The sequence below is a fragment of the Marinobacter pelagius genome, from assembly GCF_003315345.1.
Lineage (GTDB): Bacteria > Pseudomonadota > Gammaproteobacteria > Pseudomonadales > Oleiphilaceae > Marinobacter > Marinobacter pelagius_A.
The window spans coordinates 58,481-79,803 of record NZ_QNRO01000014.1 but is presented as its reverse complement, the minus strand read 5'-3'; the positions used below and the strand labels follow the sequence as shown (position 1 = coordinate 79,803).

Below are 21,323 nucleotides of genomic sequence, written 5' to 3'. Positions count from 1 at the left end.
CCCGACTTTTCAGTCGGGTCGGGTGACTTGCACCACTTTCAGGTGCAGCGGGTTCCGGCCCTTCACCGGCCATTCAATGCTGTCTCCGACGCTCAGGCCGATCATTGCAGCCCCGGCGGGCGCCAGGATGGAGATCTTGTCGGGGCTGCCATTAGCCTGGTGAGGGTAGACCAGCTCGAGCCTGTGTTGCTTTCCGCTATCCTGATCCTCGAAAAGAACCACCGAATTCATCACGACAACGGTTTCTGGTATTTCGGACAAAGGCCGCAAGTCGGCACGGCTGAGTTCTTCTTCCAGTCCGTCGGCAACGCCGGTGGGATCGGTGGTTTTCTCAAGCAGGGTGGCAAGGCGATTGTAATCCTCTTCGGCAACAGTGATAGCGGGCAAATCGGACATAGTGACCTCCAGAAAAGGGATTAACCGAGATAGTTTGGGTGCTGGTGCTGAGCCGTGCGTGCGCGCAGACCCAGCGTCAGGAAAGTAACGCTGTGGTGTGGCCGGATCTGCCACGCGGGGCATTCCGGAAACCAGTCAGAGAAGTGACAACGTACAAATCGGCTGGCTCAGGTGATTTTTTGCAGGATTTTATATGAATCTAGCCTTTCCCTTTACAAAGGGCAAACGGGGTTTTTGTACGAATTCCCGCTCACAGAGGTCAAGTGTCGACCTTGACCTCGGTTTCCAGTGGTGGCTACCTGTGAGGTGGACAAGCACAGGAGTTCAACTCATGGATATTCGCCTGAAAAGAGCCTATGAGGCTCCCGCCCGCTCAGACGGCCCGCGCGTGCTCGTGGACCGTATCTGGCCGCGGGGCGTTGCGAAAGAGGAAGCCGACATCACCCACTGGCTGAAAGGACTGGCACCGTCCACCGAGCTGCGCAAGTGGTTCGGACATGATCCGGCGAAGTGGCCGGAATTCCGTGAGAGGTATCTGAAAGAGCTGAAATCGGGTGATGCCGGTGAGGATCTTTCTGCACTCAAGAGCTTGCTTGAAGGGCATGCCCGCATCACGCTGGTATTTGCGGCGAAAGATAAGGAACACAACAACGCGGTTGCCCTTCGGGAGTTTATCCACGCCGGGCGTTTCGGTTCGTTTTGATCTGGAAAAGTGATGCGTGTCATTGCGCAACCGGGCTTTCGGGTAAAAGATGGGCCTATATGCTCTCAAGGAGGTGTGCCATGACAGTCAACGAAGGCCTTCGCCTGATGGCCGGCGTGTTTACGCTGATATCCATTGTGCTCGCCCATTACGTGAGCCCTTACTGGCTTCTGTTTACCGGCTTTATAGCCCTTAACCTGATCCAGTCCGCCTTCACCAAGTGGTGCCCGGCGATGATGATCCTCAAAAAGATGGGGTTGAAAGAGGAAAAGCCGGTTAATTGAGTTCGAGGCACCATCAGACCTGCTCGCGCACCAGCATGGCCTTGATATGCCCAATGGCTTTCATGGGATTGAGTCCCTTGGGACAGTAGGCGGTGCAGTTGCCAATGCCGCGGCAGCGAAACACGCTGAACGGATCCTCCAGTTTGGCCAGACGCTCCCGTGTGGCGGTGTCGCGCGAATCCACCAGGAACCGATATGCCTGGAGCAGCCCCGAGGGACCGATATACTTCTCCGGGTTCCACCACCAGGAAGGGCATGCTGAGGTGCAGCAGGCGCAGAGGATGCACTCGTAGAGTCCATCCAGCTTTGCCCGGTCTTCCGGGCTCTGGAGGCGCTCGATGGCCGGTTCGGGATCATCATTGATCAGCCAGGGTTGCACCCGCTCATACTGTTTGAAGAAGAGGGATTGATCCACCACCAGATCCCGGATTACGGGCATCCCCGGAAGGGGGCGGATTTCCAGAATACCCTTTTTGCCCAGAATATCCGCTACTCTCGTGATGCAGCCCAGACCGTTGCGGCCATTCATGCTGAGGCCGTCCGAGCCGCAAACACCCTCCCGGCATGAACGACGAAACGAGAGTGTTGGATCGCGGGTTTTGAGATGCTCCAGGACATCGAGAACCATGCGGTTGCGGAATTCACTGTCAACTTCGATGTCTTGATTGTAGGGAGCGTCATCCTGTTCCGGGTTGTAGCGATACAGGCGAACAGTAAAGGCCGACATTTTACTACCCTCCCTCTTTCAGAACTGGAAGCGCGGGAAAAGCACATCCCGTTCCAGGTAGATTTGCTCGGAAAGCCGGAAGTCCAGGCTTTTCAGCTCCCGGTAGAAACGCCTCCAGGAACGGCAGGCGGATTCCGGAGCACAGTAGTTGCGGGTCATTTCACGAAGCTTTTTCAATTGCCCCTTGATGATCGAGTGCTCCTCATTCATCTGGGCAATCGGTGTTTCCGGCCGCGGCGGCTGGTCATGCACCATCTTGGTCAGCACGTGGGCGTTCTCCCGCTCAATGTGATACTTGAGTGTATGCTCAAGGTTCTTGATAGCGAGGGTAATGCCTTTGGGCACGTCAGGGCTCCCTCTGTGAACCGCTTCAATCTTTCGGGCCAGCCGGTGAAGCTCTGGCAGCTTGGCCAGATGCGCAGCATCGTAACCCCGGAGTATCAATTCCAGCAGCACGTCAGTGTCCAGTTCCTCAATTGGTGGTTGTTGATTGTTCATTGCTCATCCTCCTCTCTTGCTTTAACATACATATAGAATGCACTTTATAAGGTGTCAAGAATTGTTCTCATTTTGTTGGTGCGTGGGGAGGCAGAGATGAGCTGCAACAAGCCGGAACACATTAAACAGAAGATCTGGGAGCAGCACCTGAGATGGCTGGATCTTGTAAGCGATGAATGCAGATCCAATCAGCGAAAGCGGCAACGTGAGAAGCGCAGAAGGAGGGGTAACTCGTGAACATCAACGCGCAAGTGACACCGCAAGCCCGTGACTATCTGATCGCTATACTGGCGAAACAGGAAGTGCCGGGAATGGCAGCCCGGGTCTATGTGGAGAAAGGCGGCACCCAGCAGGCCGAGACTTGTCTGGCTTTCTGTCCGCCAGGGCATGAAGCAACCGGGGATTTGAGGCAGGACTTTGACGAGCTGACCCTGTATTTCGAGGCGGCCAGCGTGCCCTACCTTGAGGACATGGAGATTGGCCTTCAGGGTGAGGGGAAGCTCCAGAGCCTGACCATCAAGGCGCCACATTCCAAAAAGCCGGCCAAACCACCGAAAACCTTTGTTCTGTCAGAGAGCTGTGAAGCCCTGCGGGTTCCTTCCGGGGCGTCCACAACGCTTCCGGAGGGGGCGCCCGTCTCCATAACCCAGGCGTTGGGCGGAAGTTTCACGGTCAAGTACGAGGGTAACCTGTATCGCCTGTCTCCGGAGGTGACTCGCCGCCTGGGGTTTCATTCAGACGCCATCCTGTTCGAGCCGCCGGAAGATGGCCGGATCAGCGAGCAGCAATGCTGGGATGCGTTGCGATTGGTTTATGACCCGGAGATTCCGGTGAATGTTGTCGGCCTGGGACTTATCTATAAACTGGATTTTGATCAGGATAAGCATTTTGTCCGTGTCGAAATGACGCTGACATCACCAGGTTGCGGCATGGGTGACATTATCGCTGGCGACGTGAAAGACAAATTGCTGCAAGTTCCCTGGGTCGAAGACGCAAGCGTGGACATAGTGTTTGATCCCCCGTGGAGCTACGACAGCCTTGATGAGGAAGCACGCCTGGAGCTGGGGCTGATCTGAGCCTGCCAGGAGTGGGCTTGAGGTCATACCCTGGGCGGGTAACTCGAAATGAAGGTTCCTGACATCGGGCAATTTTAGACGGACCCTTATGCAGTATTCTGGGCAGTGACCATATTCAGTGATCGGAGCGAAAGGTGAACCCGGATTGGCAGCCACAGCCCGAAAAGTTCGAGATTTTCCCCTGGAACAGGAATTTCGAAACAGGCCTCGAGGAAATTGATGAGCAACATAAGGTGCTGGTCGATATTCTCAATCGGCTTGCGTGGCATTTCGCGTCCGATGTTTCCCGAGTCACCTCTGACCATGTGCTGGACGAGTTACTCTCGTACGCGGCCTACCATTTCAAGTCTGAGGAGAAGGTCTGGCAGGAAGCGCTGGGGGAATCGGATATGGCCAGAAACCATCACGATGCCCACCAGATGTTTTTTGCCCAGGTGCAGATACTCAAGCAAGGCCATGGCACCGAAGAGGAGAGACTCTCACAGCTGTTTGATTATCTGACTCGATGGCTGGCATTTCACATTCTGGAGTCGGACCGGCGTATGGCGCTTACGGCCAAGGCAGTGAAGGGTGGGCTGCCCCTGGAAGAGGCCCGCGAGCACGTGGATTCGGAACTCAGCGGGTCCGTCTCGGTGCTGGTGAATGCTCTGCTCGAAATCTACGCCAAGCTGTCTTCGCTTACGGTTCAATTGCTGCAGGAGAAACTGGCGCGGCATAGGGCCGAGGTTGAACTGGATCGACTTCAGCGAAGGCGGTGATGCATCGGTTTTGTTGAATACTGGGCCAATCTCCCCTCCATAAAAAACAGCCGTTTGGTGATCTTGATCAGGCAGCCGGGAACAGGATGCTCCGAAGGCTGACATTCCACTCCAGTCCATCCAGCAGGTTCTTCAGCGCAAGTCCCAGCTCAGTGTCCCCCTCAATGACGAGGCGACGCTGGAAGAAGAGCTGATCCGGGTCCTGGCGCCGCTCGGCGAGGGTTCGGAATGCCGACAGGGAGCCGCGGATGGTCGCTTCGCCTGGCCCGTTGACCACTCTCAGCCTGCCTGACCAGAAACCCAGGGTTATGCCCGGGTGACCTCCATTGAGTTCGAGGCGGATCCGGCGGTCTTCGAAATCATCGAACTCGCCATCGGCCATGGCCTCGGCGAACAGTCGATTCAGTGGGGCCTCGGCTGCCAGTTGTTTGACCGGCATGGGAATGCGCTGGTCGATGGCGCCCAGCACCGGAGCGGGAGAGGGGAGGTACTCCCGGAGTACTGCCAGGGATTGGTTGAGTAATGGGTAGTGCGCGGGGAACGGCGGCAGTTTGGGTAACGAGAGATGCATGGTGGGCTCCGTTATTTGGCTCGGGAGCAGGGTAGGGGAAATCTGGTTTGGAGGCTTTGATATAACTCAGGGGCGGGGTCTGAAGAAAGCTTTCTTCAGACCCCCGGTTAGCTTGGGAGATGGACTGAATATGGGGTCAGAAGAAGGCTTTCTTCAGACCCCGGGTGTGGCTGGGAGATTGGGTGAAGATGGGGTCAGAAGAAGGCTTTCTTCAGACCCCGTCCTCGGGGCTCCTTAGCGGTGCAGGCCTTCTTCGACAGCCCAGACGGCCACTTCTACCCGCGAGCGCAGGTTGAGCTTTTTGAGCAGGTGCTTGACGTGCACCTTGACGGTGCCGTCGCTGATGTCGAGTTTGCGGCCGATCATCTTGTTGGACAGGCCTTCGGCGATCAGGCGCAGGATGTCCTTTTCCCGGGGAGTGAGGCTGTCAAAGTCCGGGCGTGCGGTCTGTTGCGGCTTGTTGGAGCGCAGCGCCTGGGCCAGCAGGGTGGTCAGGCGGTCGCTGATCACCATTTTGCCTACGGCAGCCTGGTGCAGCTGGGCGATCATTTCCTCGGGCTCCATGTCCTTGAGCAGGTAGCCGTCGGCACCGGCGCGCAGGGCGGCGACCACGTCATCTTCCTGGTCGGAGACGGTGAACATCACGATGCGGGAGCTCACATTCTGTTCCCGTAACTTCTTCAGGGCCTCGATGCCATCCATCTCCGGCATGTTGAGGTCCATGAGGATCAGATCCGGCTCCATCTCGGTGGCCATGCGGATGCCATCGGTGGCATTGCTTGCCTCACCGATAACCTCCATGTCGTCTTCCATGTCCACCAGCTGCTTGATGCCCTGGCGCAGCAGTGGGTGGTCGTCGATCAGCAAAATACTCGCGGGTGATTCAGGCATGGTCTCTCTCTTGTGTTCAGGCACTGGAAACTTCGGTTGGAATCAGGTTCCGGCTCTTGGGGACGAATGTTAGCGTGACTTCCACGCCGCCTTCATCCCGGTTCTTGACGTTTACCTGTCCGCCCAGGGTACGGGCGCGGTCCTGCATGATAATCAGGCCGTAGTGATTTACTGGCTGGTCGCCGCCGGGCAGGCCCTTGCCGTTGTCCCGGATCCGGGCCTTGACCTGCGGAGACTCGAACATCACATCCACAGATATATCCGTGGCGTCTGCATGCTTGACGGCATTGGCCAGCCCTTCCCGGACGATCTGGAGGGTATGGATCTCTTCGTTCGGCGACAGGGTCTGGGGCGGCAGGTTGTAATTCAGCTCCACCGGCTTGCCCAGGCGTTCGCTGAATTCGTCAATGGTTTTTCTCAGTGCGGTGGCCAGATCCGGCGTGTCCAGTTTCAGGCGGAAGGTGGCCAGCAGCTCCCGCAATTGCCGGTAGGCACTGTTCAGGCCGGTACTGAGCTCGTCCAGAATCCCGTCGTGGGCCTTCCTCTGGGGGCCCTCGATGTTGAGGCGCCGCAGGCGAGCCACCTGCATCTTCAGGTAGGAGAGGGACTGGGCCAGGGAGTCGTGGAGTTCCCGGGCGATCACGGTGCGCTCTTCGGCCAGGGTCAGCTGCTGCTCCTCGGTGATCTGGCGCTCCAGGTAGATGGCCGTGGCCAGTTGGTCACTCAGGGTTTCAAGCAGCCTTCGGGCGGTCTCGGACAGCCCTTTCTCATTGGGGTACCAGACTTCCAGGGTGCCCAGCAGCAGGCCCGGCGTCCGGATCGGCAGCAGCAGGCGCCGGCCATCGTTGTTTTCCACCGGCAGGTCATCATAAACCTCGGGCGTTACCAGACAGGCGTTGCAATGGTGGTCCCGGCAGTAGAACGGGCGTTCCTTGGTGGCCGTGGTCACGGCTCTCACCGGTTCCGCGGACTCCCGGTCGTGGAGGTACAGGTGAATTGGCCCGATACCCAGTAACTGCTCGAGATCCTGCAGCATGGGGACAGCCCCACTGCACAGGTCATGGTTGGCAAACAGGCTGCGACTGGCGGAATGCAGCAACTGGAGCGCCGAGTGGCTCTTCTCCAGCTCCTCGGTCTTGGAGCGGACCCGTTCTTCCAGCTCGTAGTAGGTGAGGGCGAGTTCGCTGGTCATCTGGTCAAACGCCTGGCCCAGCTGCGCCAGTTCATCTGAGCCCTTCAGCTCCGCCTTGTGGGAGAAGTCCTGTTCACCCACCGCTGTGGCAATGCCCACCAGCTTTCGCAGGGGCCGCAATACCCGGTTCTTGAGGTCCAGGAACAAGGCGATCACGATCAGAACTGAGAACACCAGGCTGATGATCTGGATCAGGTGCAGCAGGTCGATCCGTGCTTCGGTTCGCTGCTCGAGCATGCCCACCATGGTATCGACTTCCGCCACGTAGTTTTCCGCAGCGTCGAGCATGGCCGGCGTGATCGGCGCACCGGCGGGGTGGTTTTGCAAGGCCGGCCGGAGTTCTTCCTGCCAGGCGTCAAGAATGCTCTGGTACTGTGCACTCAACGGGTGATCGACAGCCTGGGGCAGGGCCCGGAGGATGGTGGCATCGGAGAGTTTTTCGCCATAGTCGTCCATCATGCCGGCCAGGCCTTGCTCATCTTCCCTGTGGAGCCCGGTTGCCGCTGCGTGGGACAGCAGGTTGAACGCTCCCATGCGCAACGCCCCGGCCAGGTTGATGGCGGTGGCGTTGCCCTCGATGCTCTTGGAGACCGCGAGCGTGGTCGCCATGCTGACGACGGCGGTCAGTACGATGGCGCCAACAACGATGGCGATACGGTTAACTAGGGGGCTTCTGGATTTCATGCTGTCAGTTGCACGACGCCTTGTCGAAAGTTTGCTGGCGGGGCTTCAATTATGACCGCACTTCACCGCTCTTGATACCTCCTTGAGGATAGTCAATTACCCCGATAGTTGGTAACCCATCATAGTCTTTGACCCCTTGAGGAGCAAAAGATGAGACTAAAAGTTGGGTTATCAAGGGTTAAGGCTATGACGGTGCAAATGGATCCGGATGACGACACGCTGGCGTCGCTGTGGGTAGTGCTGCCCCTGGCGTTGTTCGGCTTTGTCGTGGCGGCCGGATGCTGGACATTGTTTGCGGTGGCCGGGGTGCACCTGCGGGCGGAGCTTGAACTGTCCAGCCTCCAGTTCGGCATTCTGCTGGCGGTACCCATGGCCGTGAGCGCCTTGTTGGCGGTACCCGCCGGTCTGGCGGCCCGCAAGTTCGGCGCCCGGAATATCATGCTGTTCTGCCTGGCGGGGCTGGCCCTGTGTATGGTTTTCATGCTCACCGCAGACACCTACGCCGGTTACCTGGTCGTTGCCAGCGGGCTTGGCCTGGCCGGTGGTTTCTACAGCGCAGGTCTGCAATTTGTGACCGGCCATTGTGAACCCCGGAGGTTGGGTCTGGTGTTGGGTATCTTTGGTGCCGGTGTGACCGGGGCAGGGTTTAACTATTACCTCGTCCCCCTTTTCCATAAGGCCTTCTCCTGGCATGGCGTGCCAGTGGCCTACCTTATTGTTCTGCTCCTGGTCCTTGCGTTACTGATGCTGCTGACGTCGGCTGAGGATTCCCGGGCCGAGCCTGGAAGTGAGACTTCGGTGCGGGTATTGCTTCGCCAGCTGAGCCATCACCGGACCTGGCACCTGTGCGCCTATTTCGGCCTGGTGGCCGGCAGTTTTTTCGCGCTTGCGCTCTGGTTACCGGATTACCTGGCCTCTCAGTTCGAATTGCCCGTTCAGACGGGGGCGAGTCTGGCCCAATGGTTTGTCATACCCGGTGCCCTGGCGCAGATTGTCGGTGGTGGATTGTCTGATCGCTTTGGCAGTGGGCGGGTGATCAGCCGGTCGCTGCTGCTTTGCCTGGTCTCCCTTTTTGTCCTGTCCTACCCGCCTATGACGTTATTCATCCGGGGGGTGGACGACACCATTCGGTTGGAGTTTGCCCTGCCACTGATGATGGAAGGCGCATTTGTGGTGTTGCTCGGCGTGGCCCTGGGTTGTGCCATGGGTGGCCTGCAGCGTCTGGTGATCCTGGGTAACCGGTCAGTCGCTGCGTTTGTGGCGGGTCTGTTGCTGGTTGCGGCCAGTTTGGTCGCCTTTGTTCTGCCCGTCGTTTTCGGTGCGGTAAACCACTGGCTGGGTATCCGCAGCGCCGTGTTCATGATCCTTTTCCTTCTGCTGTGCAGCTGCCTGTTCCTGTTCTCCCGGGACAACCGCGAGCACGAGCGTATGAGCCTTCTCCACCCGGGGATATAGAGCGCCTACCACCAGGGTGGTAGAACCGGGTTATGTAGTAGTAACCACGCAGATTTCAGGGTTTCTCTATTCCACAATGGTTCCACATCGGAAACCGATCCGGAGAGAGACCATGAGTCATTTGATCGATAAACTGAACTACTTCAGGAAGAAGCGCGAGCCGTTCGCCAACGGCCACGGCGAAACCCACGACGTCAACCGCGACTGGGAAAACAGCTACCGCCAGCGCTGGCAGCACGACAAGATCGTGCGCTCCACCCACGGCGTGAACTGCACCGGCTCCTGCAGCTGGAAGATCTACGTCAAGAACGGTCTGGTGACCTGGGAAACCCAGCAGACCGACTACCCGCGCACCCGCCCGGATCTGCCCAACCATGAGCCTCGTGGCTGCCCCCGTGGCGCCAGCTACTCCTGGTACATGTACAGCGCCAACCGCCTGAAGTACCCGCTGATGCGCAAGCATCTGATGAAGCTCTGGCGTGCGGCCAAGACCCAGCACAGCGACCCGGTCGAAGCCTGGGCCTCCATCGTCGAGGACCCGAAGAAAACCGCCGAGTACAAGCCCCGCCGGGGCATGGGTGGTTTTGTCCGTTCCAGCTGGGACGAGGTCAACGAGCTGATCGGTGCCGCCAACGTCTATACCGCCAGAAAGGTGGGCCCGGACCGTATCATCGGTTTCTCTCCGATTCCCGCCATGTCCATGGTTTCCTACGCTGCCGGCAGCCGCTACCTGTCCATGATCGGTGGCGTCTGTATGAGCTTCTATGACTGGTACTGCGATCTGCCGCCGGCCTCCCCGCAGACCTGGGGCGAGCAGACCGACGTACCGGAGTCCGCCGACTGGTACAACTCCGGCTACATCATCGCCTGGGGCTCCAACGTGCCCCAGACCCGGACCCCGGACGCCCACTTCTTCACCGAAGTCCGTTACAAGGGCACCAAGACCGTGGCCATCACGCCGGACTACGCGGAAGTGTCCAAGCTGTCCGACGAGTGGCTGAACCCGAAGCAGGGTACCGACGCTGCTCTGGGCATGGCCATGGGCCACGTGATCCTCAAGGAATTCCACGTCGACAAGCCCAGTGAGTACTTCACCGACTACGTGCGCCGCTACACCGATATGCCGTACCTGGTCATGCTGGAAGAAAAGGACGACGGCAGCTACGCGCCGGGCCGCTTCCTGCGTGCCAGTGATCTGGTGGATGGCCTGGGTGAAGAGAACAACCCCGAATGGAAAACCATCGCCATTGACGAAAGCACCGGCGAACTGACCGCTCCGAACGGCTCCATCGGCTACCGCTGGGGCGAGAAGGGCAAGTGGAACCTGAAGCAGACCGCCAAGGACACAGACGTCAACCTGCAGTTGTCCATGGTCGAGAAGCACGACGAAGTTGTCGATGTCGCTTTCCCGTACTTCGGTGGCATCGAGCACGACCACTTCCAGCATGTCGAGATCAAGGACATCCTCAAGCACAAGCTGGGCACCCGCAAGGTCAAGCTGGCGGATGGTTCCGAGGGTCGCGTGGTCACCGTCTACGACCTGATGGTCGCAAACTACGGCATCAGCCGTGGTCTGGGCGATGATGACGGCGCCACTTCCTATGACGAAGTGAAGCCCTACACTCCGGCCTGGCAGGAAAAGATCACCGGCGTACCCGCCGAGAAAGTGATCCGCATTGCCCGTGAGTTCGCGGATAACGCTGACAAGACCAAGGGTCGTTCCATGGTCATCGTGGGTGCCGGCATGAACCACTGGTACCACATGGACATGAACTACCGCGGCCTGATCAACATGCTGATCATGTGTGGTTGCATCGGTCAGAGCGGTGGCGGCTGGGCCCACTATGTGGGTCAGGAAAAACTGCGCCCGCAGACCGGCTGGCAGCCGCTGGCCTTCGGTCTGGACTGGCAGCGTCCGCCGCGCCACATGAACTCCACCTCCTTCTTCTACGCCCACTCCGGCCAGTGGCGCTATGAGAAGCTGGGTGTCGACGAGATCCTGTCGCCGCTGGCTGACAAGTCCAAATTCGGTGGCAGCCTGATCGACTACAACGTGCGCGCCGAGCGCATGGGCTGGCTGCCGTCTGCGCCGCAGCTGAACCGCAACCCGCTGACCATCGCTGCCGAAGCCGAGAAGGCGGGTATGGAAGTGGCCGATTACGTGGCCCAGTCCCTGAAGGACGGCTCCCTGGCCTTCGCCAGCGAAGACCCGGAAGCGCCGGAGAACTGCCCGCGTAATATGTTCATCTGGCGTTCCAACCTGCTGGGCTCCTCTGGTAAGGGCCACGAGTACATGCTCAAGTACCTGCTCGGCACCAAGAGCGGTCTGCAGGGCAAGGATCTGGGTCATGAAGGTGGTGCCAAGCCCCAGGAAGTGAAATGGCACGATGAGGCGCCGGAAGGCAAGCTGGACCTGCTGGTGACCCTGGACTTCCGTATGTCCACCACCTGCCTGTATTCCGACATCGTTCTGCCGACCGCGACCTGGTACGAGAAGAACGACCTGAATACCTCCGACATGCACCCGTTCATCCACCCGCTGACCGCAGCCACCGATCCGGCCTGGGAAGCGCGCAGTGACTGGGAAATTTACAAGGGCATCGCCAAGTCCTTCTCCAGGGCGGCCGAAGGCCACCTCGGTGTCGAGAAAGACGTGGTCACCCTGCCGCTGCTGCACGATGCGCCGGCAGAGCTGGGTCAGGCCTTTGACGTGAAGGACTGGAAGAAGGGCGAATGCGACCTGATTCCGGGCAAGACCGCGCCCAATTTCATCACCGTTGAGCGGGACTACCCGAACACCTACGCCCGCTTTACCTCCCTCGGTCCGCTGATGGACAAGCTGGGTAACGGTGGCAAGGGCATCAACTGGAACACCGAGAAGGAAGTGAACTTCCTGAAGGACCTGAACTACACCCACATCGAGGGTGCCAACGCAGGCCGTCCGAAGATCGAGAGCGCTATTGATGCTGCCGAGGTGATCCTGACCCTCGCGCCGGAAACCAACGGCCAGGTAGCGGTCAAGGCCTGGCAGGCACTGTCCGACATCACCGGTCTGGACCACACCCATCTGGCCACCAACAAGGAAGAGGAAAAGATCCGCTTCCGGGACATCGTGGCGCAGCCGCGCAAGATCATCTCCAGCCCCACCTGGTCGGGCCTGGAAGACGAGCACGTGTCCTACAACGCCGGTTACACCAACGTCCATGAGCTGATCCCCTGGCGCACCCTGACCGGCCGTCAGCAGTTCTACCAGGATCACGAGTGGATGCGCGCCTTCGGTGAAAGCCTGCTGGTGTATCGCCCGCCCATCAACACCAAGGCGGTGGGTAGCATGATCAACCAGCGCAGCAACGGTAACCCGGAGAAAGCGCTGAACTGGATCACGCCGCACCAGAAGTGGGGTATCCACAGTACCTACAGCGACAACCTGCTGATGCTGACTCTGTCCCGCGGCGGCCCGATTGTCTGGCTGAGCGAAGACGACGCCAAAGAGATCGGCGTGGAAGACAACGACTGGATCGAGCTGTTCAACGCCAACGGCGCCATCGCGGCCCGGGCGGTGGTGAGCCAGCGGGTCATGCCGGGCATGGTGATGATGTACCACGCCCAGGAGCGGATCGTGAACATTCCGGGCTCCGAGATCACCGGCACCCGGGGTGGTATCCACAACTCGGTTACCCGCGTGTGCCCGAAACCGACCCACATGATCGGTGGTTACGCCCAGTATTCCTACGGCTTCAACTACTACGGCACCGTCGGCTCCAACCGCGATGAGTTCGTGGTGGTCCGCAAGATGCACAACGTCGACTGGCTCGACGGCGAAGGCAACGACACTGTTCAGGAGGCTGTAAAATGAAAATCCGTTCCCAAGTCGGCATGGTGCTGAACCTGGACAAGTGCATCGGTTGCCACACCTGTTCAGTCACCTGCAAAAACGTATGGACCAGCCGTGAAGGCATGGAATACGCCTGGTTCAACAACGTCGAGACCAAGCCCGGTATCGGTTACCCGAAAGAGTGGGAGAACCAGGACAAGTGGAAGGGCGGCTGGATGCGCGACAACTCCGGCAAGATCCGCCCGAAGATCGGTGGCCGTTTCCGGGTGCTGGCGAATATCTTCGCCAACCCGGACCTGCCGGAAATCGACGACTACTACGAGCCGTTCGATTTCGATTACCAGCACCTGCACACCGCGGGCGACAGCAAGCACCAGCCGGTTGCCCGGCCGCGCTCGCTGATCTCCGGCCAGCGCATGCAGAAAATCGAATGGGGCCCGAACTGGGAAGAAATTCTCGGTACCGAGTTTGCCAAGCGCCGCAAGGACAAGAACTTCGACCAGGTCCAGGCGGACATCTACGGCCAGTTCGAAAACACCTTTATGATGTACCTGCCGCGCCTGTGCGAGCACTGCCTGAACCCGGCCTGTGTCGCCAGCTGCCCGAGCGGGGCCATCTACAAGCGTGAAGAGGACGGCATCGTCCTGATCGACCAGGACAAGTGCCGCGGCTGGCGGATGTGTGTCTCCGGCTGCCCGTACAAGAAGATCTACTTCAACTGGAAGACCGGCAAGTCCGAGAAGTGCATCTTCTGCTACCCGCGTATCGAAGCCGGCATGCCGACCGTTTGCTCCGAGACCTGTGTAGGCCGGATCCGCTACCTGGGTGTGCTGCTGTACGACGCAGACCGCATCGAGGAAGTGGCCAGCGCCCCGGGCGAGCATGAGCTCTATGAAAAGCAGCTGGAGATTTTCCTGGACCCGTTCGATCCGAAAGTGATCGAACAGGCGAAGAAAGACGGCATCCCGATGAACGTCATTGAAGCCGCCCAGCAGAGCCCGGTGTACAAGATGGCGGTGGACTGGAAACTGGCCCTGCCGCTGCACCCGGAATACCGCACCCTGCCCATGGTCTGGTACGTGCCGCCCCTCAGCCCGATCCAGTCTGCCGCTGAAGCCGGCAAGGTCGAGTTCGACGGCGTACTGCCGAAGATCGAAAGCCTGCGGATCCCGGTCAAGTACCTGGCCAACCTGCTGACTGCCGGTGATGAGAAGCCGATCGTTCTGGCTCTCAAGCGGATCATGGCCATGCGTCTGTACAAGCGCGCGGAAACCGTGGAAGGCAAGGAAGACCTGCGTGCCCTCGAGGAAGCAGGACTGACCAAGGCTCAGGCGGACGAAATGTACCGCTACCTGGCCATTGCCAACTACGAGGACCGTTTCGTGATCCCGACCAGCCACCGCGAGCTGGCCAAGGAAGCCTTCCCGGACGCTACCGCCTATGGCGAGCGCGGCGGTTGCGGCTTCAGCTTCGGCGACGGCTGCAGCGGTGGCGACAGCGACTTCAGCCTGTTCGGTGGCAAGAAGCAGACCACCAGCATGGTGAGCAAGCTGGCCACCGTGAAGCAGGTCGACCCGAAACAGCTGCAGGAATAAGGAGGCCAAGATGCAACTTCTCAAAGTACTGGCCCGGGTACTGGAATACCCGACCGAAGAACTTCAGGCCTCCAAGGATGCCCTGGTAGCCGCTGTCCTCGAGGACAGCCGGCTGCCCCGGCAGAACAAGGAGCAGCTGCTCACCTGCCTCGACCGGCTGTGTGACGGCGACCTGCTGGACCTGCAGGAAAACTACGTGGGCATCTTCGACAAGGGCCGGGCCACCTCCCTGCTGCTGTTCGAACACGTCCACGGCGAATCCCGCGACCGCGGCCAGGCCATGGTGGACCTGATGGAAGAGTACCGTCGCAACGGGCTGGAAATCGACGCCCGTGAATTGCCGGACTACCTTCCTTTGTTTCTGGAGTACCTCTCCACCCGCCCGTGGGAGGAAATCCGGAACTGGCTCGAAGACATCCACCACATCCTGGGCCTGCTGGGCGAACGTCTGTTCCAGCGCCAGAGCTTCTACCACGTCGCCATGGACTCCCTGCTGATCCTGTCCGGTCGCAATACCGACCGCCAGGAACTGGCAAAGATCGTGGCCTCGGAAGAGCGCGACGATACCCCCGAAGCCCTGGACAAGGTCTGGGAAGAGGAAATGGTGAAATTCGTGGATGACCAGGGTAGTTCCTGCAGCACCGGTGGCGTGGTTGGACAGCGCCGCCGCGAACTGGAACAGACCCAGACCATTCACCTGAGTGATCAGCTGATGACGGATGCGACACCCCGTCCGGCAGGGCGCGCCTGAGGCGCAGGAGGAAAAGACGATGTCCTATATCAATACACTCTTGTTCGGGGTCTACCCCTACATCGCCCTGATCGTACTGTTTGTCGGTACCTGGGCGCGCTATGACCATGGCCAGTTCACCTGGAAGGCGCACTCCAGCCAGATGCTGCGCAAGAAAAACATGGTAATGGCCTCTGTGCTGTTCCACGTAGGTGTACTGGTGGTTTTCTTTGGTCACCTGGTCGGTCTGCTGACACCCCACTGGGCCTATGAATGGTTGATGACCCCGGGTCAGAAACAGGTGATGGCCATTGTGGTTGGCGGCATCGCCGGCGTGATGGCGATCATCGGTGGCGGCATGCTCGCCTACCGCCGCATGACCGACCCGAGGGTCCAGGCCAGCAGCACCTTCGCAGACAACATGATCATCATCATCCTGGTAATCCAGCTGGCCCTCGGCCTGCTCACCATCCTGCCCACCATGGGCCACCTGGATGGTGCCACCATGCTCAAGTTCACAGCCTGGGCGCAGGGAATCTTCACCCTGCAGGGCTCCGGTGTGGCGGACTACATCGCGGACGTGAACTGGATCTACAAGACCCACATCTTCCTGGGCCTGACCATCTTCGTACTGTTCCCGTTCACCCGCCTGGTGCACATGCTGAGTGTGCCGGTGGAGTATTTCGGACGGAAGTACCAGGTGGTGCGCAAGCGGGCGTGAACCTGAGATGAAAAAGGGGTCAGATGAAAGCGTTCATCTGACCCCGGGGTTAAGTCCCAGCTCCTGAGTTTGCTTAAGAAAACGGGGTCTGAAGAAAGCCTTCTTCTGACCCCAAGTTCAGGTTCACCACCGAGGTTAGCACCATGCAACTGATCCCCACTGGCGAAGCCGACAAGCCCAGAAACCAGTTCCCGCCGGTCTACGTGGGCGAAACGCTGATTCCGGAAGACGACATCGCCCGGGAAATGCAGCACCACCCGGCGGAAGAAGTGGCAGAGGCCTGGCACGAAGCCGCCAAAAGCCTCGTCATCCGCGAACTGCTCCTGCAACAGGCCGCGCTCCTGAAGCTGGACGACATTGAAGACGAAGAAGACCGCATCGCCCGCGTTCTGGAGCTGGAACTCAACGTCCCGGACCCCACCGAGGAAGACTGCGAACGCTTCTACGCCGCCAACCCGGCCCGCTTCCGCAGCCCGACACTGATGGCCGTCAGCCACATCCTCCTCGCCGCCGCCCCGGACGACGTCCAGGAACGCATCCGCCAGGAAGAGGCCGGCCGCCAACTGTTGTCAGCCCTCCTGGATGGCCGCTCCCAGTTTGCCGAACTGGCCAAACAATACTCCGCCTGCGAGTCCCGCCACCAGGGCGGTAGCCTAGGCCAGATCAGCAAGGGCCAGACCGTGGAAGAATTCGAACGCCCGGTCCTCAGCCTCCAGGAAGGCCTGAACCCGGAACTGATCGAAACCCGCTACGGCTGGCACATCGTCCGCGTCGACCAGCGCATCGACGGTGAACAACTGCCCTATGAGCATGTAAAGCCCCAGATCCGGCAGTACCTGAGCGAAAGCGTGACCAGAAGGGCGTTCCGGCAGTACCTGCAGGTACTGGCTGCGGAAACTGGTGTGGAAGGAGTTGATCTGGAACTGCCGGATTCTCCGCTGATGCAGTAAGGCGTTTGGAGAAAACTCTGGAGACTGGCAGGAAGCCCCTTTCCAAAACTGTGCGGAGCCAAGGATGGCGGAGCTCAAGCGTCACATGGACGTGCCGAAGGAGCGTGTTTTGGAAAGGGGCTTCCTGCCAGGCTGTGCTCCAAAGCTGAAGCGCCACTGAACTACAGAGGGAGGGGGGATTTGAAGAGAAACTCCCGTCCAGTCCGCGCCCCGATTTTACTTAAGTAGATAGCAAAACTAATCTTTGAGTTAAATCAATTACTCAGGAATAACCACCCGAATACCCCCATCGGGGGAGCGATTTTCAACCAGTTTGCATCTACTATTTAAATCAAGATTTTGAATGCATGTATATGCAGGGGGACACTCACATGGCACTGATGCAATCAGCCGACACCCGCTACAGCAAACCCGTACTCGTAGCCGTCAACAAACCGTTTGACGACGAAGATGGCCTCCAGGCACTGCGCAGCCACCCGCTGTTCCGCAACCTCCGGCCCCGGGACCTTGAGAGCCTCATCCAGCAGTCCCGGCGCCTCCGCCTGGGCCACCACCAGCTGCTGTACCGCCAGGACATGCCGGCCCATCACTTCTTCTTCGTGATCTCCGGCCGCCTGCGCCTGTATCGCCTGGATTCATCCGGCATCGACCGCACCCTCGACAGCATCGCCCCGGGCGACTGCTTCGCCGAAGTCATGATCTACGCTGATCCACCCCGCTATGCCTGCTACGCCGAAGCCCTGAAATCCAGCGAAGTGCTGATGATCCCGGTCAAAGCCTACCGCGAGCTGCTGGACCAGCATCCCGAGTACGCCCAGGCTGCCCTGAGCCACTACGCCAAGCGCGCCGTCACCCGTTTCCACGACCTCGAAATCATGACCGTCCAGAACGCCCGGGACCGACTGATCCGCTACCTGATCGACCTGCTGCCAAACGGCACCGAACAGGGTGGGGAAGTGGAGCTGCCGCTGCCCAAATGCCTGGTGGCCTCCAGACTGGCCATGCAGCCGGAAACCTTCTCCCGGATCCTGGCCGACCTGAAAGCCAACGGCCTCGTGCGGGTCAACCGGAGCAAGCTGTTTATCTCCGATCCCCAGCGACTGATTGAAATCAGCCAGTAATTCATTGCCCTGAAACCTCCAGGCTCTTCCAGAGGAGGATGTGTGAAACCGAGAAAGCAACGCCCGCTGATCTATTCCTGCTCCGGCTGCTCCGACGTGGCGCAGCTCGCCAACAACGCGGCGGTCCGCCTGGACCACGAAGGCAGCTTCGAGATGTCCTGCATCTCAGGTGTGGGCGGCAAAGTACCGGCGCTGGTTAAAACCGCCCGGTCCGGCCGCCCGATCACCGTGATCGACGGCTGCCCCCTGCATTGCGCCCGTGCCTGCCTGGAAAACGTCGGTGTGGAACCGGATGAACACGTCCGCCTGTACGAATTCGGCTTCAAGAAACACTACGGCCAGAGTTACGGTGACGAGGCGGTCGAGGAAGTCTGCGACGAAGTTCGCAGCCTTTCGCTCGGCGAACGACTGATTGCCCGCCAGGCGTAAGGCCCGGCGGACACCCCTTTCTTTTCAAGGAACACCCATGATCAGCAACTACCAGGATCTCATCCAGGCCACCCGTGAACAGCCCGAACCCCAGCGTCTGTTGTTTGTCTTCTGCCGAGCAGAGCTGCCGGATGACGCATCTGCAGAAGAAAAAGCCGCGTTCGAGCGCGGCGAGGGTGGTGCACTGACCCCCGTTATCTGCGTTGATAAAACCCCGGACGAAGCCCCCGACTTCAACGTGCTGGCGCAGGAATCGCAAGCCACCGGCCAGCCCTGGGACATGGTGTTCGTAGCTGCCATGTCCGGTCGCGGTGGCACCGCGCCCTCCAGTGACGAGGCCCAGCAGCCCCTGACAATGATGGTGGAAGGTATCCGCATGGGTCATATCAGCAACTACCTGCCTCTGAATGGCCAGGGCGAAGCAATCGACCTGGGCTGACCCGAGCCCCGGTGGGCCTGCCCCCCGGGGTGTATTCAATTAGGGGTATTTCCTTTCCATCAATAATTGACCAAGCTTTTGATATACCTATGGATATGGGGGCTCTCGTGAGCTTAGCAGTAAGAAGCTTTGCAGTATTTCTTTTTACCCTTGTCAGCACTGCCGTTCTGGCCATGCCAGTGGGGCAATACGAGCCTGTGGCTGCGCGCCAGGTAATCCAGAAAGCCATGCCGTCCGTGACCGACCTGGTTCCAAGAGAGGGTAACCGCGCCATCCAGGAACTGTATGCCGGAGATGAACTGAAAGGCTATGCCTATCAGAGTCTCGATTTCGTCCAGACTCCGGCGTATTCCGGCAAGCCGCTCAATATTGTGGTCGTTCTCGATACCGAAGGAAAAATCGTGAGCTCACATGTTATCGAGCATCACGAACCGATCCTTCTGGTCGGCATCCCCGAGAGCAAGCTACACGAGTTTACCGACCAATACGTGGGCCTCAAGGCAGACCAAAGAGTAACGGTGGGTGGGACGTCGTCGGAGCGCAAGGTCGCTGTTGACGGTCTGTCCGGCGCAACGGTCACGGTTATGGTGGTGAACGAGGTCATCATGAAATCGGCCCACCGGGTTGGGGCCGAGCTGGGGCTCGTTGAAAGCCTGAGCGAAGCCCGCCCACCCATGGCAAACGTCCAGACCGAAAGCTTCCAGGACAAGGGCTGGCAGACGCTGCTCGGAGAAGGCTCGGTGCGCCGGATGAAACTGACCCGGGGCCAGGTGGATGACGCCTTCAAGGGTACGGATGCGGAAGGCATCGACCCAACGCCGAAGAAACACCGCGGCAAGCCGCTGATTGACCTGTACACGGCTTACCTGGATGTACCAACCATCGGCCGTAACCTGCTGGGCGAGAGCCAGTTCCAGTGGCTGACCGGCGAGCTGAAGGAAGGTGAACACGCCATCGCGGTTATGGCCAACGGTGAATACTCCTTCAAGGGCTCCGGTTACGTTCGTGGCGGTATCTTCGATCGCATCCAGATCCGCCAGTTCGGTGACACCTTCAACTTCCGGGATCTCGATTACTACCGGCTGAGCGATGTGTACGCCGAGGGCATGCCCGATTTCAACGAGATGGCGATTTTCATTATTCGCCAGCAGTACAACTTCGATCCCGGCACTGAATGGACCCTCGAACTGACCGTCAAACGTCAGACCGGTCCGTTGGACAGCGAATTCCAGGTATTCCCGCTGACTTACCAGTTGCCGGACCAGTACTACACGCGCCCGGAACCGGTCATGACCGAAGAGGAAATGCTGGCGGACCAGCCCATGTGGGTACAGGTGTGGTATCAGCGCGAGTTCCAGATTGTGGTGCTCGGCATCGGTATCGGTGTGCTGATGTTCATTCTGTTTTTCCAGGATTGGCTGGTAAAGAAGCCGAAGATGATGCGCTGGATCCGCCACGCCTTCTTGACCTATACCCTGTTTTTCATCGGCTGGTACGCCATGGGGCAGCTGTCCATCGTCAACGTACTGACCTTCGTCAACAGCCTGATCAGCGGCTTCAGCTGGAAGACCTTCCTGATCGATCCGGTCATTTTCATACTCTGGGCCGTTGTCGCCGGCATCATCCTGCTGTGGGGTCGAGCGGTGTACTGCGGTTGGTTGTGTCCGTTCGGGGCGCTACAGGAATTGCTGAACGAGATTGCCCGGAAGCTCAAGGTGCCACAGTACACCGTGCCGTTCGCCGTGCATGAGCGGCTGTGGGCCATCAAGTACATCATTCTGCTGGTACTGTTCGGCGTCTCGCTGGATTCCATGGCCACCGCCGAGCGCCTGGCCGAGGTGGAGCCGTTCAAGACTGCCATCACCCTGAAGTTCGACCGCAGCTGGCCCTTTGTCACCTACGCTGCCCTGCTGCTGGTGGTCAACCTGTTCACCCGAAAGGTGTTCTGCCGGTACATGTGCCCGCTGGGCGCAGCGCTGGCGTTGCCGAGCAAGCTGCGGGTGTTCGACTGGCTCAAGCGCCGCAAGGAATGTGGCAACCCCTGCCGGTTGTGTGACCACGAGTGTGAGGTTCAGGCCATCCATCCGGACGGACACATCAACTACATGGAATGCCATTACTGCCTGGATTGCCAGATGACCTATTTCGATGACCACAAGTGCCCGCCGCTGATCGTCAAGCGTCGCGGTAAGCGTCGTGGCCACAACGCACCGGGCCATCCGGAGGAAATCCCCGTGGTTCAGGTGACTTGAGCAGTCCCAAAAAAAA

General features: G+C 59.3%; 19 protein-coding genes and 1 pseudogene. 14 read left to right on the top strand and 6 right to left on the bottom strand.

The genetic code is table 11. From position 1 onward, the window contains the following. Positions 1–9 precede the first annotated feature (9 nt). Positions 10–396 carry a nucleoside diphosphate kinase regulator gene (gene rnk, locus DET50_RS12950; RefSeq protein WP_113863261.1) on the bottom strand — a complete coding sequence of 129 codons (387 nt, stop codon included), beginning with the start codon at positions 394–396 and terminating at the stop codon, positions 10–12. Between the two features lie 331 nt (positions 397–727). Here rnk and DET50_RS12945 point away from each other — a divergent pair, with 331 nt between their 5' ends. Continuing rightward, positions 728–1,099: a DUF488 domain-containing protein gene (locus tag DET50_RS12945; RefSeq protein WP_113863260.1), complete on the top strand. Its 372-nt coding sequence runs from the start codon at positions 728–730 to the stop codon at positions 1,097–1,099. 80 nt (positions 1,100–1,179) lie between these two features. Then, positions 1,180–1,383, top strand: coding sequence for a YgaP family membrane protein (locus tag DET50_RS12940; RefSeq protein WP_113863259.1), 204 nt, complete (start codon positions 1,180–1,182; stop codon positions 1,381–1,383). A gap of 13 nt (positions 1,384–1,396) precedes the next feature. On the opposite strand, the pseudogene DET50_RS12935 reads toward DET50_RS12940, so the two are convergent. Next, positions 1,397–2,110: pseudogene (locus DET50_RS12935) on the bottom strand (succinate dehydrogenase iron-sulfur subunit); the annotation flags it as partial. Positions 2,111–2,128: 18 nt separating this feature from the next. Beyond that, on the bottom strand, positions 2,129–2,608 hold the full coding sequence (locus DET50_RS12930; RefSeq protein WP_113863257.1) for a hemerythrin domain-containing protein: 480 nt from the start codon (positions 2,606–2,608) through the stop codon (positions 2,129–2,131). 233 nt (positions 2,609–2,841) lie between these two features. Here DET50_RS12930 and DET50_RS12925 point away from each other — a divergent pair, with 233 nt between their 5' ends. After that, the gene (locus DET50_RS12925) at positions 2,842–3,684 is read left to right on the top strand and encodes an iron-sulfur cluster assembly protein (protein WP_113863256.1); all 843 of its coding nucleotides are present in this window, start codon (positions 2,842–2,844) and stop codon (positions 3,682–3,684) included. A gap of 134 nt (positions 3,685–3,818) precedes the next feature. Next, on the top strand, positions 3,819–4,442 hold the full coding sequence (locus tag DET50_RS12920; protein WP_113863255.1) for a bacteriohemerythrin: 624 nt from the start codon (positions 3,819–3,821) through the stop codon (positions 4,440–4,442). A 67-nt stretch (positions 4,443–4,509) separates the two neighbouring features. Here DET50_RS12920 and ubiT read toward each other — a convergent pair whose 3' ends face one another. The 3 genes from ubiT to DET50_RS12905 all read right to left on the bottom strand — a co-directional run bounded on the left by ubiT (position 4,510) and on the right by DET50_RS12905 (position 7,780). Next, positions 4,510–5,013 carry a ubiquinone anaerobic biosynthesis accessory factor UbiT gene (ubiT, locus tag DET50_RS12915; protein WP_113863254.1) on the bottom strand — a complete coding sequence of 168 codons (504 nt, stop codon included), beginning with the start codon at positions 5,011–5,013 and terminating at the stop codon, positions 4,510–4,512. 234 nt (positions 5,014–5,247) lie between these two features. Continuing rightward, on the bottom strand, positions 5,248–5,904 hold the full coding sequence (narL, locus tag DET50_RS12910) for a two-component system response regulator NarL (RefSeq protein ID WP_113863253.1): 657 nt from the start codon (positions 5,902–5,904) through the stop codon (positions 5,248–5,250). Positions 5,905–5,920: 16 nt separating this feature from the next. After that, positions 5,921–7,780, bottom strand: a complete 1,860-nt coding sequence (locus DET50_RS12905; RefSeq protein ID WP_113863252.1) for a histidine kinase — start codon at positions 7,778–7,780, stop codon at positions 5,921–5,923. A gap of 186 nt (positions 7,781–7,966) precedes the next feature. Between DET50_RS12905 and DET50_RS12900 the strand changes: the two genes are divergently transcribed. The 10 genes from DET50_RS12900 to nosR all read left to right on the top strand — a co-directional run bounded on the left by DET50_RS12900 (position 7,967) and on the right by nosR (position 21,307). Continuing rightward, positions 7,967–9,235, top strand: coding sequence for an MFS transporter (locus DET50_RS12900; RefSeq protein ID WP_113863251.1), 1,269 nt, complete (start codon positions 7,967–7,969; stop codon positions 9,233–9,235). 112 nt (positions 9,236–9,347) lie between these two features. Beyond that, positions 9,348–13,091 carry a nitrate reductase subunit alpha gene (locus DET50_RS12895; RefSeq protein ID WP_113863250.1) on the top strand — a complete coding sequence of 1,248 codons (3,744 nt, stop codon included), beginning with the start codon at positions 9,348–9,350 and terminating at the stop codon, positions 13,089–13,091. After that, entirely contained in the window at positions 13,088–14,665 is a 1,578-nt protein-coding gene (gene narH, locus DET50_RS12890) for a nitrate reductase subunit beta (protein WP_113863249.1), read from the top strand. The genes DET50_RS12895 and narH overlap by 4 nt, the downstream gene beginning before the upstream one ends. 10 nt (positions 14,666–14,675) lie before the next feature. Then, on the top strand, positions 14,676–15,416 hold the full coding sequence (gene narJ / locus DET50_RS12885) for a nitrate reductase molybdenum cofactor assembly chaperone (RefSeq protein WP_113863248.1): 741 nt from the start codon (positions 14,676–14,678) through the stop codon (positions 15,414–15,416). Positions 15,417–15,435: 19 nt separating this feature from the next. Continuing rightward, positions 15,436–16,116: a respiratory nitrate reductase subunit gamma gene (narI, locus tag DET50_RS12880; protein ID WP_113863247.1), complete on the top strand. Its 681-nt coding sequence runs from the start codon at positions 15,436–15,438 to the stop codon at positions 16,114–16,116. 143 nt (positions 16,117–16,259) lie between these two features. Continuing rightward, a complete protein-coding gene (locus tag DET50_RS12875; protein WP_092001953.1) occupies positions 16,260–17,066 on the top strand; it encodes a peptidylprolyl isomerase in 807 nt (268 codons plus the stop codon). Positions 17,067–17,437: 371 nt separating this feature from the next. Further along, positions 17,438–18,187 carry a Crp/Fnr family transcriptional regulator gene (locus DET50_RS12870; RefSeq protein WP_113863246.1) on the top strand — a complete coding sequence of 250 codons (750 nt, stop codon included), beginning with the start codon at positions 17,438–17,440 and terminating at the stop codon, positions 18,185–18,187. 42 nt (positions 18,188–18,229) lie between these two features. Then, positions 18,230–18,616, top strand: coding sequence for a putative zinc-binding protein (locus tag DET50_RS12865; RefSeq protein WP_113863245.1), 387 nt, complete (start codon positions 18,230–18,232; stop codon positions 18,614–18,616). Between the two features lie 37 nt (positions 18,617–18,653). Next, positions 18,654–19,055 (top strand): ribonucleotide reductase subunit alpha, encoded by a 402-nt coding sequence (locus DET50_RS12860; RefSeq protein ID WP_113863244.1) that lies wholly within the window; start codon positions 18,654–18,656, stop codon positions 19,053–19,055. Positions 19,056–19,228: 173 nt separating this feature from the next. Further along, a complete protein-coding gene (gene nosR, locus DET50_RS12855) occupies positions 19,229–21,307 on the top strand; it encodes a transcriptional regulator NosR (RefSeq protein WP_404932744.1) in 2,079 nt (692 codons plus the stop codon). The last annotated feature ends 16 nt before the right edge of the window (positions 21,308–21,323 follow it).